Origin of the sequence: Aureimonas sp. Leaf427, assembly GCF_001425485.1 — a bacterium.
Lineage (GTDB): Bacteria > Pseudomonadota > Alphaproteobacteria > Rhizobiales > Rhizobiaceae > Plantimonas.
In genome coordinates this window covers 88,558-100,946 of record NZ_LMQW01000002.1, presented here as the reverse complement: position 1 = coordinate 100,946, position 12,389 = coordinate 88,558, and the positions used below count along the sequence as shown (strand labels likewise).

Here is a 12,389-nt window from a genome sequence, read left to right as displayed (position 1 = left end):
GGCTTCGGCTCAACGCGGGGCGAAAGCCGGGTCGTCGGCCGGGACCAGCGCATCGCGGCCGAGCCGTTTCAGCGCGTCGATCGACGACAGGCCCATCAGCGCCAGCGTGACGTGGATCTCCTCCTTCAGAAGCGCGATGACGCGGGCGGCGCCCGCCTCGCCGCCGGCGGCGATGCCCCAGGCATAGGCGCGGCCGAGGAGGACGCCGGAGGCGCCGAGGGCGAGCGCCTTGACGATGTCCGTTCCGCGCCGGACGCCGCCGTCGAGGAGAACCTCCAGGCCCTCCCCCGCCTCCACGATGCCGGGAAGCGCGCCGATGGTGGAGGGCGCGCCGTCGAGCTGGCGGCCGCCATGGTTGGACACGACGATCGCATCGACGCCGGCGCGCTTCGCCAGCCGTGCGTCCTGCGGATGCAGGATGCCCTTGATCGTCAGCCGCCCGGTCCAGCGCTCGCGCAGCCAGTCGACATCGGCCCAGGAGAGCGCGGGATCGATGAGGCGCGACAGCGTGCCGGCCTGCGCGAGGATGTTGGCGCCGAACTCGGTCCGCCCGCGCACCGCGCCGACGCCGGGTTTTCCCGCCCGCAGCATGTCGAGCGCCCAGGCCGGCCGGAGGGCGAAGCCGAGACCCATTCGCGGCCCGATGCGGGTCGCGGCGCGAAAGCCGTTGCGGGCGTCGCGCTCGCGGATGCCGGTGACGGCGGTGTCGACCGTCAGATGCAGCGTCTCGACGCCCGCATGCTCGGCCGCCGCGAGAAACGCCTCGGCAAGGCCCCGGTCCTTCAGGACGTAGAGCTGGAAGTGCAGGGGCCCAGCGCATCCGGCGCGCCTGACATCGTCGAGCGAGGCGATCGAGAAGTTGGAGAGGCAGGAGGGAATGCCCGCCGCATGGGCCGCGCGCGCGGCGAGGATCTCGCCGCCGCCGGCGAAGAGGCCGAGAAAGCCGACCGGCCCCAGCATGAAGGGCAAGGGATGGCGCTGCCCGAGGAATTGGCTGGAGAGATCGCGGGGCTCGAGGCCGGCGAGAACGCGCTGGTGCAGCCGGAGGCGCGAGAAATCGCCGGTATTGGCCCGAAGCGTCGTCTCGGCCGACGAGCCGCCGTCGATATAGTCGAAGAAGATCGTCGGCAGCCGGCGGCGCGCGATGCGGCGGGCATCCTCGACATTGGCGAAGGTCGGGCTCATGGCGCGCTCGTCGGCTTGTAGCGGCTGCCGAGCGAATGGCGGCTGCCCGCATAGAGAAGGCGGTTGACGGTGGCGACGCGCGGGCCGGTCCAGGTCCGCCGGTGGAGGAGAAGGCAGGGCTCGCCGAGCTCGACGCCGAGATGGCGCCCGGTCTCGGCATCCGCCGCGATCGCGGAGACGACGTGCTCGATCTCGGTCAGCGCCGTCACGCTCTGGAGATAGTCGAGCGTCGAGATGCGGGAGAAGTCCTGCCGGTCGTAGTGGGGCGCGAGGTCGGCATTGACGTAGCGCTCCTCGAACTGCACGGGCACCTCGTCCTCGTAATGCACGATCTGCGAATGGAAGACCTCGCGCGGCCGCTCGAACTCGAAGGAGGCGAGGATCTCCGCGGGCGGCACGACGCGCTCCAGCGTCAGGACGAGCGCGCGGTGGCGGTGTCCCCGCGCCCCGATCTCGGCCGGGATGTTCGCCACCTCGACGAGGGCCGAGCGCGGCCGCGGCGCGGCGACGAAGGTGCCGACGCCCTGGACCCGCTTCAGCACGCCCTCGCGCGTCAGCTCCGTCATCGCCCGGTTGACCGTCATGCGCGAGACGCCGAGCGCCTGGACGAGATCGTTCTCGGAGGGCAGGCGCTGGTCGCGCGCCCAGCGGCCGGCCTCGATATGGCCGAGGATGTAGTGCTTGACCCGCTCGTAGAGCGGGGAAGCCGCCTCCGGCAGCGCCGTCATGCGCCACCCCCGTCCGTCCCCGTGACGGGATCGAGCCTTTCGGCCCCGCCCCGCGCGAGCCGCGCGGATCTCATCGGCGGGGCCGTGCGAGAATCTCGTCGCGAACCTCCGACACCGCGTTCTCGTGCGAGGAGAAGCCCTCGTAGCGCGCGAGGCGCCGGGCATGGAGGGCGAGCTCGGGATAGCCGGTCGAGGTGACGTAGCCGATCGAGGAGCGCTTCAGGAAATCGGTCACCGACAGCGGCCCGTAGGTGCGCGCCCAGCGGCTCGTCGGCAGGACGGCGTTCGGGCCGAGCACGAAATTGCCGAGCGTCACGGGCGTGTGCGGCCCCATCAGGATCTCGGCCGCCTCGGTGATCCGCCCGAGATGGCGGAAGGGCTCGGTGGAGAGGATCTCCAGATGCTCCGGCGCGTAGTCGTTGATGAAGCGGTAGCTCTCCTCCAGCGAAGCGGTGAGGACGATGCCGCCATAGGCGCCGGTCAGCACCGCCTTCGAGAAGGCGGTGCGCTGCTCGGTCATGCGGGCCCAGTGTCCGGGAAGCGCGGCCATCGCCTCCTCCGCGACGCGCCGGTCGTGGGTGACGAGATAGGCGGAACTGTCCGGCCCGTGCTCGGCCTCGATCAGGAGGTCGAGCGCGGCGAGCGCGCCGTCGACCGTCTCGTCCGCGAAGATGACCGCCTCGGACGGGCCGGCGGGAAGCCCGGTGTCGAGCACGCCTGAGAGGAGGCTCTTCGCCGCGACGACGAAGGGCGAGCCGGGGCCGACGATCTTGATCTTCCGCCCGATGGTCTCGGTGCCGTAGGCGGCCGCCGCCACGGCCTGCGCGCCGCCGACCTTGTAGACCGTCTCGACGCCGGCGATGCGCGCGGCGACGAGCGTCGCGGCATCGACCGAGCCGTCGGCGGTGGGCGGCGTCAGGATGCAGAGGTCGGGCACGCCCGCGACGACGGCCGGCACGCTCGTCATCATCGTGACGGAGGGAAAGGCGCCCTTGCCGCGCGGCACGTAGAGCGCGGCGGACTGGATCGGCGTCCAGCGGTCGCCCGCGAAGGCGCCGGGCCGCATCTCCTTGAACCACATGGGCTCGGGCTTCTGCTCCTCGTGGAAGCGGCGGATGTTGTCGATGCCGAAGCGGATGGACTCCACCACCTCCGGCTCGACGGCGGCGAAGGCGGCGTCGAACTCGGCCTCGCTCGCCCGGAGCCCGCCGGGCGGAACGGCCGCGCCGTCGAACGCGCGCGCAAAGCGCAGGAGCGCCGCGTCGCCCTCGGTGCGCACGGCCTCGATGATCGGCCGGACCTTCTCGACGAAGGCGGAAAGGTCCGTCTCCGACCGGCGCAGCAGGCGCGCGCGGCCCGCGGCGTCGAGGTCGGCGAGATCGTGGAAGGAGCAGGTCTGAGAGGACGTCTGAGGGGACATGGGAGGAGCCGTCACTTCGATTTCAGGAAGATGTCGAGGCCGACGAGGCGATCGAGGGCGAGGATGGCGAGCGCCGCGCAGGCGATGAAGACGACCGAGATCGCGGCGAGGTCGGGCGTGATGATGGAGCGGATGGAATTGTAGATCTGGACCGGCAGCGTCACCGTGCGCGCGTCGACGAGGAGGAGGCTGACCAGGAACTCGTTCAGCGCCAGGATGAACATGAGGAGCGAGCCCGTGATGATGCCGGGCGCGACGGCCGGCACGGTGACGAGAAGGAAGGCCTGGAGCGGCGGCGCGCCGCAGCTTGCAGCGGCCAGTTCCAAGTCCGGGTCGAGCGAGCCCGCGCTCGCCGTCACCGCCCAGATCATGAAGGGCAGGTTGATCACGCAGGCCGCCAGACCCACCGGCCAGAGCGAGCCGAGAACGCCCGCCTCCCCGAAGACGAGCATCAGCCCGATGCCCGAGCCGATCAGCGGAATGGTGAAGGGCAGGAGCAGGTAGACCTGCAGCGCGCTCGAAAAGCGCACGCGGTGCTTGGCGAGCGCAAGGCCCGCGAGCGTGCCCGCCGGGACGGCGATGGCGGTGCAGATCAGCGCGACCTGGAGCGAGCGCCAGAAGGCCTGGCGCAGATCGCTCGCGCCCGCGACCTTGGCGTACCATTTCAGGGAGAGCCCGTCCGGCGGGAAGGCGATGATGTTGCCGGCCGTGAAGGAGGCGCCGAGGACGACGAGCGTCGGAGCCGAAAGGATCAGGAGCGAGACGGCGACGAGCGTCCCGATCGTCAGCCGCTTGCCGCGCGATTCCCTCATTTGCCCGGCCCCCGCAGCGCGAGCGTTCCGGCGCCGAAGAGGGCGAAGACGAGGCCGACCAGCGTCGAGCCGACGAGAACGAGAAGGAGGGTCAGCGTCGCGCCCATGCCCTGGTCGGAGGTGCGGAAGAATTGGTCGTAGATGGCGTTCGCGATGAAGTCCTGCCCGCCGCCGCCGAGAATGGCGGGGATGGCGAAGTCCGTCAGCGTCAGCGTCAGCACGACGAGACCGGCGCCGACGAAGCCGGGCCTCGCCATGGGAAACACGACATGGAGGAAGGTGCGCCCCCAGTTGGCGCCGAGCGATCCCGCGGCGGCCTCGACCTCTTCGGGAATGGCCGAGAGCGCGGGCGCCAGCATGAGCACGGCGAAGGGCAGCATGTATTGCGTCAGGCCGAAGAGCACGGCCCAGTAGTTGAAGAGCAGCCGGTAGGGCCCGAGGCCGACGAGGCCGAGCATCTCGTTGGCGAGGCCCTGGTTGCCGAGAAGGATGAGCCAGCCATAGGCGCGCACGACCTGCCCGATGAAGAAGGGCAGGAACAGCGCGATCAGAAGCGTCTTGCGCCAGGCGGCCGACGGGGTCCGCACCATGGCATAGGCATAGGGAAAGGCGAGGATCAGCGTCGCGAGGGTGACGAGAAGCGCCCCGCCGAAGCTGCGCAGGCCCACCGCCAGCACGACCGGCTCGGAAAAGGCCCTCGCATAGTTCGCGAGCGACCGGTCCGCGGAAGGCAGGAAGGTCGCCGTGTCGAGCGTGCGAAGGCTCGCATCGGCGATCTCGGCAAGGCTGGCGACGAGCAGCCCGACGAGGAGGATCGCGGGCGCCAGCATGAGCCAGGGCACCCCCCTGGCGAACCGCGCCGGCCAGACCGCCCGCCCGCCCGCCTCCAGCGCGTCGAGGATGCGCCAGGACAGGGGATAGGCGGAGCGGGAGGGCCGAAGGGGCATGATGCTTTTCATCCAAGGGAATGGGCGGTGGCGGCAGGCCGCCATTTTTCTCCCCCGCGGGGAGAAGGTGGATGGCGCGAAGCGCCAGCCGGATGAGGGGCGGATGAAGGTCGCGGCGGCAGCGACGCCGCGCCGAGGCGGCTGTGCCGCCCCCCTCATCCCGCTGCCGCGACCTTCTCCCCGCAGGGGAGAAGAAGGCGCGTCGCCGTCGCGGCTGGTCTCACCCCTGCATGATGGCCTTGAACTTGCCGAACCACTCGGCCTCGTTCTCGACCTGCACCTTGGAGGAGATGCGGATGAGGTGCTGGAAGTCCTCGGGCTTGGTCGGATAGGACGGGTCGCCCGCAAGGTCGGCGGGCGGGGTCAGGCCCGGCACGACGCCGGGCAGGCCGAGGCCGTCCAGCCAGACCTGCTGGCCGTCCTTGGTGATGGCCATGTCGATGTATTTCTTGGCCCAGTAGAGCTCGTTCTCGGGCAGGCCCTTGGGAATCCAGAGCCCGTCCGTGTCGAACTTCGCGCCCTCTTCCGGCACGGTCCAGGCGACGTCGATGCCGTTCTTCTTGGCCTCGCGCGCATTGGTCGAGATGGTGCAGGCGAGGTCGATCTCGCCGTTCTGGAACCAGGTCGTGAAATCCGGGTCCTCGCCGAGCAGCGGCTGCTGCTCCTTGACCTTGGCGATGAAGTCCCAGGCCGGCTGCATGTTGCCCGGAATGTCCTCCAGCTTGCCGCCGCCGGCGACCTGGGCCGGGAAGTGGAAGCCGATCCCGTCGTTGTAGAGCGCGATGCGGCCCTTGAACTTCGGGTCGAGCAGCGCCTTCCAGGAGGTCGGCGCGCCCTCGGGGAAGGCGGAGGGGCGGTAGGCGAGGACGTAGACGTAGCCGTAGGTGTTGACGATCGGATAGCCGTCGAGCCCGACGGGCTTGGCGAGATCGGTGACGGCGGCAAGGTTCGGCAGGTCCGAGAGATCCTCGGTGACGCCGCGAAGGGCGGACTTCGTCGCGTTGGTCGTCGTGTCCCAGTTGATGTGGATCGGCGGCACGCGCTTCTGGGCGACGGCGGCCCAGACCTTCGGCTGGATCTCGTTGTCTTCGGTCAGATCGTGGCGCACCGCGATGCCGGTCGCCTTGGTGAAGGGATCGGACACGCCGGCCTTCAGCGCCTCGACCCAGGACCCGCCCCAGGCGCGCACGATGATCTCCGCCGGCTTTTCCGGCTCCTCTGCGAAAGCCGCGCGCAGTCCCAGCGCGGAGGCCGCCCCGAAGGAGCCCGCGGCGGCGGCCCCCTGCAGGAAGCTGCGGCGGGAGAGTTCGAGGAAGGATGTCGTGTCCGGCATGGGGCGTGGCTCCTCTTCGGGGATGGCGGTCAGTCGTTCGGAAAGACGATGAGGTCCCGGCGATTCCAGCCGAGCCGCACGGCGGCGCCGACGGGCTGGACGGCATGGCCGACGGGATCGTGGTCGAAGACGCGCAGGATCGTGTCGGCCCCGCCGGCGAGCCGCGCCTCGTAGACGACGCGCTCGCCCTCGAAGATGACGTCGACGATCTCGGCGAGGCACTGCGTATCGAGCCCGGCGGTCTGGAGCCCCGCCGGCCCCTCGGCGCCCGGCGCCGCGACGCGGATCTGTTCGGCGCGGAGCATGCCGGTGACGGCCTCGCCCGCGCGCGGGGGCCGGCCGGCCGAGCCCGACCAGCGGCCTCGGCAGGGGCCGAAGACCGCCTCGATCGTCACCGCCTCGCCGGCGGCCTCCGACAGCGTTCCTCCGATCCGGTTCGTGACGCCGATGAAGCCGGCGACGAAGGCATTGGCCGGCTCGCGATAGGCCGACATCGGATCGGCCATCTGCTGGATGCGCCCGCCCTCCATCACGATCACCTCGTCGGACACGACGAGCGCTTCCCGCTGGTCGTGCGTGACGTTGATCGTGGTGATGCCGAGTTCCTTCTGGATGCGCCGAAACTCCAGCTGCATCTCCTCGCGCAGCTTGCGGTCGAGGGCGGCGAGCGGCTCGTCGAGGAGAAGGAGATCGGGCTCGAAGACGAGCGCCCGCGCGATCGCCACGCGCTGCTGCTGGCCGCCGGACAGTTCGTGAATGCGACGGTCGGCGAAGGGGCCGAGATGGACGAGGTCGAGATAGCGCCGGACGCGCGCCGGGATCTCCCGCGCATCGAAGCGCCGCATCTTCAACGGAAAGGCGACGTTCTCGGCCGCCGTCATGTGCGGAAAGAGGGCGAGCTTCTGGAAGACCATGCCGACCCGGCGCTTGTGCGGCGGCACGGCCGAGACGGGGCGCCCGTTGATCGCGATCTCGCCGCGCGTCGGCTGCTGGAACCCTGCGATCATGCGGAGCAGCGTCGTCTTGCCGGAGCCGGACGGGCCGAGGATCGTCAGGAACCGGCCGGGCGCCAGATCGAAGGACGCATCCGCGACGGCGGCCTGACCGGAAAACACCATCGCGACATCGCGAACGGACACGGCGGGCTCGGCGCGAGGTGCCGCCTGCCCGGCCGTCGCCGCGATCGGCCGCCCCGCCGCGCTCATCGGCGCGGCCCCCTGCAGGAGGCGGAGGCCTCGGTCATCATGTCAGGCTCATACAAGTCCATACAACATGCTTGATCGAGCTGCACCCGGAGCGCAAGCCTCAATTTCAGGCAGTGGGGCGAACGCTCGAGAGCGGGGGTGGCCCCGACCTCGACTTGTCGAAGGTCATGGCAGGACGGCGGCATCGGCCGCCGCAGCGCCTCCCGAGCCTGTCGAGGCGCGGCGCGGGATATCAGCGGCCTTGGCCACGGTGGCGGGCATCAGATGGAGGCGAGAAATCCGCCGTCGATCGCGATGCACTGTCCTGTCATGTAGGCGGAGGCATCGCTCGCCAGAAACTGCGCGGCGCCCGCCAGATCGTCCAGCTCGCCGAAGCGGTTCATGGGAATGCGCCCCAGCATGCGCTCCTGCCAGTCCCCGCTCTCGTAGAAGGTATCGGTCATGGACGTGCGGAAATAGCCGGGCGCGATGGCGTTCACCCGGATGCCGAAGGGCGCCCATTCCGCCGCCAGCGCCCGCGTCATGCCGAGAAGGCCCGACTTCGACGAGCCGTAGGGGACCGCGGTCGGCACGCCGACCATCGAGGTCAGCGAAGCGATGTTGACGATGCTGCCGCCGCCGCCCGCCCGCATGGCCCTTCCCGCCGCCTGCGCCGCGAAGAAGGCCCCCTTCAGATTGGTGTCGAGGATGCGGTCCCAAAGCTCTTCGTCGACGTCGAAGCTCGGGCGGACCTCCTCGATGCCGGCATTGTTGACGAGCACGTCGAGGCGCCCGAAACGCTCCGTGGCCCGGCGAACGGAGCCTTCGATGCTCGCCGTCTTCGTGACGTCGAGGGCGACCGGCAGGACCGCCGCACCGGCCGCGGCGACCGCTCGCGCCGTCTCGTCGAGATCCTCGATCCTGCGGGCCCCCAGAACGAGCGACGCCCCGCCTCGCGCCAGCGCGACGGCGAGCGCGGCCCCGATCCCCCGGCTGGCCCCCGTGACCCAGACGACCCTGCCGGACAGATCGAACCGCCGCATCCCCTCGCTCGCCTGCATCCTGCCCCCGAACCCCGCACGGGCACCCGCCCCGCTTCGCCCAGCTTCTGCCACGGCGCGCCGACGCCGACAAACCAGACGCTTTCGAGAAGGTCCGGCAGGCACGGGCGGATCGATCCGCGGATGCCCGGCGCGGACGAGCCGGAGAGGCATGCGACGGCCCCTCCGATCAGGACCGCATGACGTCCGCGATGCGTTCGGCGATCATGATCGTCGGCACGTTGGTGTTGGCGCGGGGGATCGTGGGCATCAGCGAGGCGTCGCAGACCCGCAGCGCCTGCGTTCCGTGAACGCGGCCTTGCGCGTCCGTCACCGCGAGACGGTCGGTCGCGCGGCCCATCCGGCAGGTCCCGGAGGGATGCCAGGTTCCACCCACGGAGCGCATGACGAAGTCGTCGAGCGCGGCGTCGTCGTCGAGCAGAGCGCCCAGCGTTAGCCCTTGCGTGACGACCGACGTTATCAGCGCTCCGACGAGCGGGCCGGACAGATCGAGCGAGGCGCTGAGGGCGCCGCGCTGCAAAGCGTTCCATCGGCCGGACACGGCGACGCGGGCGACGCGCGGCGAATAGCTGGTCGGGAAGACGTGACGGCAGAGATCGGCCATGGCCGGGTCGAGCAGCACCTCCGCGCCGCGCCGCACGGCGAGCTTCAAGCGCTCGCGGTCGCGCGGGTCGGACAGCATGCGGAAGTCGATGGCGGGTTCGGCGCGCGGATCGGGCGTGGCCAACGCCAGCTCGCCGCGCGAATGGGACTTGTTCACCCAGAAGAAGATCGTGCCGAGCCGCAGGCCGACCGAGTGCCAGCCCGAGCGCGACAGGATCGCCCCGTGCATGTCGCCGGACGGCGTTCCGGCGAGACCGGAGGAGAAGCGCCAGATCGCCTGTTCGTGGTGCTCGTCCGGACAGGGCGTGCGCCCGGCCTTGGAGAGCACGGCCGAGACGGCGATCGAGGGATGCTCCATGAGATTGCGCCCGACGCCCGGCCGCTCCGCGACGAGGGGAATGCCGAGACAGGCAAGGTCCGCGCCGGGGCCGACGCCGCTGCGCAAAAGCAGCGCCGGGGAGTGGATCGCGCCAGAGGCGACGACGATCTCGCCGGCGAGGATCGTCTCGGCGGGCCCTCCGTCCGTCGGCGCGATCCGCGCGCCGACCGCCCGGTTCCCCGCGAAGAGGATGCGCTCGACGAGATGGTCCGTGCGGATGGAAAGGTTCGGCCGGGCGCGCACGGCCGACGTCAGATAGGCGACCGATGTCGGAATCCGGGTGCCGTCGTCGCTGGCCGCGATGGCGCCGACATAGGTGCCGTCCTCCCAGTCGCCGTTCTGGTCGGGCCGGATGGGGTGGCCGCGCGCATCGAGCACCTGCATGACGCGCTGCACGAAGGGCGACAGACGCTCCGGCGGCGCCCGGCGCACGAGGATCGGCCCGTCCGTTCCATGGAGAGGACCCGCAAAGTCGCGGTCGCTCTCGAGCTTGCGGAAATAGGGGAGGCAGTCCTCCCAGGCCCAGCCATCGGCGCCGAGCGCCTCCCACTCGTCGTAGTCGGCGGGCGCGCCGCGATTGGCCATCAGCGCATTGATCGCCGAGCCGCCGCCCAGAAGCCGCGCCTGCTCGTAGCGCCGGGGCATCCGGTCGTCGCGATTGCCGGGAGAGGCGCCCATGCGGGCGGTCAGCCCGGCCCAGATGTTGCGGACGTCGAGATAGGCGCGCCCGGGATAACGGCTGCGGATCTCCGGCGGCATGGTCTCGGACGAGATGTCGCGCCCGGCCTCGACGAGAACGACGCGTCGGTCGGGATCTTCCGACAGGCGCGCGGCGAGAACGCAGCCCGCCGAACCGCCGCCGAGAATGAGGATGTCCGGTCGCATGTCCTCGTCACACTTCCTGGGGCTTGAGCTCGGGCAAGGGCGCGGGCTCGGCTTCCTTCGTCAACGGGGGCCGAGATCGGCGTCGATCGCATCGGCGAGTTCGGCCAGGGTGGCGAAGTGGAAGTCCGGCTTCGTCACCGTCTTCGGCACGGGCGATCCGCCGAAGCCGTCCTGGCCCATGCGGCGCTGAATCCAGCAGACGGAGTAGCCGAGGTCCCGGGCGACGCCGATGTCGTGATACTGGCTCTGGGCGACATGGAGGATTTCCTCCTGGCGGAAACCATGGGCCGACTGGCGGCCGAGATTGTAGAAGAAGAAGCTCGGATCGGGCTTGGGCACGCCCGTCTCGTCGGCCGTCACGCTATCGTGGAAGGGCGAGCCGAGCGTGTGCGCGTAGCTCGAAAAGGCCACGCGGTCGGCATTGGTCATCGCGACGAGGCGAAAGCGCGCCCGCAGCCGCTTCAGGGCCTCCACCGAGTCGGAGAAGGCGGGGTGGCGGAGCATCTTCCCCTGGAAGGCCGCGGCCGCACCCTCGCCGGCATCGAGCCCGAGCTTTTCCGCGAGGTGCTTGTAGACGTCCCCCATCGCCTCGGACGAGCGGCCGGGATAGAGGTCGCGGCCCTCGACATAGGGGCCGAAGATGGCGTCGTCGGTCAGCGACGCGCCGGGATTGAGGCCGCGCACGCTGTCGAGCACCCCCTTCTCGAAATCGATCAGCGTGCCGACGACGTCGAAGGTGAGAACCTTGAAACGCTCGAATGCCATGACCTTGCTCCTTAGCTTCGGCGGCACCCTCGCGCGCCTGTCGAGGAGAGAGGATGACGCGGGTCCGTGCCCGACCGCAATTGCGCAATTGTCGGCGAGGTCGTTACAAAAGGTCATGTCCTCGCTCCGCCGCCTCGTGCCCTCGATGAACGCGCTTCTCGCCTTCGAGGCGAGCGTACGGCTGAAGAGCTTTGCGGGTGCGGCGCGCGAGCTGAACGTGACGCCGGCCGCCGTCAGCCGGATGGTGGCGCGGCTGGAGGCCCATGTCGGACTGCGTCTCCTCCTGCGCTCGGCGACGGGGAGTTCGCCGACCGACAGCGGGGCGCTGCTTTTTGCGGGCCTGACCAAGAGTTTCGCCGGCATCGAGGCCGCCCTGACGGAGATCGAAGCCCGGCGGAGCGGCCAGCGCAGCGTGACGCTGTCGGTCTCCACCGCCTTCACCACCCATTGGCTGATGCCGCGCATGGGGCGGTTCCAGGCCGAGCTGCCGGAGATCGATCTCCACTTCCGCCTCCTGCCCGGCCCCGCCCGGGGACCGGTCGACGACGTGGATCTCGGCATGCGCTTCGACGCCTTCGACATGGCGCACGAGGTGACGCTGCTGGCGCCGGAGGTCGTGCTGCCGGTCTGCAGTCCCGCCTATCGCGATGCCCACGGCCCGGAGGTCGGCGGCGGCGCGATGATCGATCTCTCCGGCGAGGCCGGCCTGTCGGACCTTCTCGGCGATCTCGCGGGAACGATCCGCCCGGCGCAGTCCCTCGCCTTTTCCGATTACGCGATCGTGGTGCAGGCGGCGCTTCTCGGGCAGGGCGTCGCGCTCGGCTGGCTGAACGTCGTCGCCCACTGGCTGCGCGAAGGCGCCCTCGTGCCGGCTGCCCCACGCCTTCGCGTCACCGGCCGGCCGTGCCAGCTCGTGCGCTTGAAGGCCCGGCCGGCGAGCCCCGCGGTCGAGGCCGTCCGCGATTGGATCGCCGCGGAAATGGCGGCCGAGATCGCGGCGATCGACACACGGCACCCGGCTCTCGGGCTCGCCCGGTCCATCCGGGCGCGCCGGTGAAAAAACTTGCGCCGATTTTCATTTGAGACA

11 protein-coding genes are annotated in these 12,389 nt (G+C 70.4%); 1 reads left to right on the top strand and 10 read right to left on the bottom strand.

Annotated features, from left to right (window positions below; genetic code table 11):
* Positions 1 to 9 precede the first annotated feature (9 nt).
* The 10 genes from ASG62_RS03170 to ASG62_RS03125 form a co-directional block, all read right to left on the bottom strand.
* The gene (locus ASG62_RS03170) at positions 10 to 1,185 is read right to left on the bottom strand and encodes an alpha-hydroxy acid oxidase (RefSeq protein WP_056698077.1); all 1,176 of its coding nucleotides are present in this window, start codon (positions 1,183 to 1,185) and stop codon (positions 10 to 12) included.
* Entirely contained in the window at positions 1,182 to 1,913 is a 732-nt protein-coding gene (gene hutC, locus ASG62_RS03165; protein ID WP_056698074.1) for a histidine utilization repressor, read from the bottom strand. The genes ASG62_RS03170 and hutC overlap by 4 nt, the downstream gene beginning before the upstream one ends.
* 70 nt (positions 1,914 to 1,983) lie before the next feature.
* On the bottom strand, positions 1,984 to 3,333 hold the full coding sequence (hisD, locus tag ASG62_RS03160; RefSeq protein WP_056698071.1) for a histidinol dehydrogenase: 1,350 nt from the start codon (positions 3,331 to 3,333) through the stop codon (positions 1,984 to 1,986).
* Positions 3,334 to 3,344: 11 nt separating this feature from the next.
* Complete coding sequence (locus ASG62_RS03155) at positions 3,345 to 4,145, bottom strand: ABC transporter permease (protein ID WP_056698068.1); 801 nt, start codon at positions 4,143 to 4,145, stop codon at positions 3,345 to 3,347.
* Positions 4,142 to 5,092, bottom strand: coding sequence for an ABC transporter permease (locus tag ASG62_RS03150; RefSeq protein ID WP_056698519.1), 951 nt, complete (start codon positions 5,090 to 5,092; stop codon positions 4,142 to 4,144). Before ASG62_RS03150 ends, ASG62_RS03155 begins: the two co-directional genes overlap by 4 nt.
* 220 nt (positions 5,093 to 5,312) lie before the next feature.
* The gene (locus ASG62_RS03145; RefSeq protein ID WP_056698066.1) at positions 5,313 to 6,425 is read right to left on the bottom strand and encodes an ABC transporter substrate-binding protein; all 1,113 of its coding nucleotides are present in this window, start codon (positions 6,423 to 6,425) and stop codon (positions 5,313 to 5,315) included.
* A 29-nt stretch (positions 6,426 to 6,454) separates the two neighbouring features.
* Positions 6,455 to 7,630, bottom strand: coding sequence for an ABC transporter ATP-binding protein (locus ASG62_RS03140; protein ID WP_056698063.1), 1,176 nt, complete (start codon positions 7,628 to 7,630; stop codon positions 6,455 to 6,457).
* A 260-nt stretch (positions 7,631 to 7,890) separates the two neighbouring features.
* Entirely contained in the window at positions 7,891 to 8,652 is a 762-nt protein-coding gene (locus tag ASG62_RS03135) for an SDR family NAD(P)-dependent oxidoreductase (RefSeq protein ID WP_056698516.1), read from the bottom strand.
* Between the two features lie 187 nt (positions 8,653 to 8,839).
* Positions 8,840 to 10,537, bottom strand: coding sequence for a GMC family oxidoreductase (locus ASG62_RS03130; RefSeq protein ID WP_056698060.1), 1,698 nt, complete (start codon positions 10,535 to 10,537; stop codon positions 8,840 to 8,842).
* A 60-nt stretch (positions 10,538 to 10,597) separates the two neighbouring features.
* Positions 10,598 to 11,302 carry an HAD-IA family hydrolase gene (locus ASG62_RS03125; RefSeq protein WP_056698057.1) on the bottom strand — a complete coding sequence of 235 codons (705 nt, stop codon included), beginning with the start codon at positions 11,300 to 11,302 and terminating at the stop codon, positions 10,598 to 10,600.
* Positions 11,303 to 11,417: 115 nt separating this feature from the next.
* Between ASG62_RS03125 and ASG62_RS03120 the strand changes: the two genes are divergently transcribed.
* Entirely contained in the window at positions 11,418 to 12,359 is a 942-nt protein-coding gene (locus tag ASG62_RS03120; protein ID WP_056698054.1) for a LysR substrate-binding domain-containing protein, read from the top strand.
* The last annotated feature ends 30 nt before the right edge of the window (positions 12,360 to 12,389 follow it).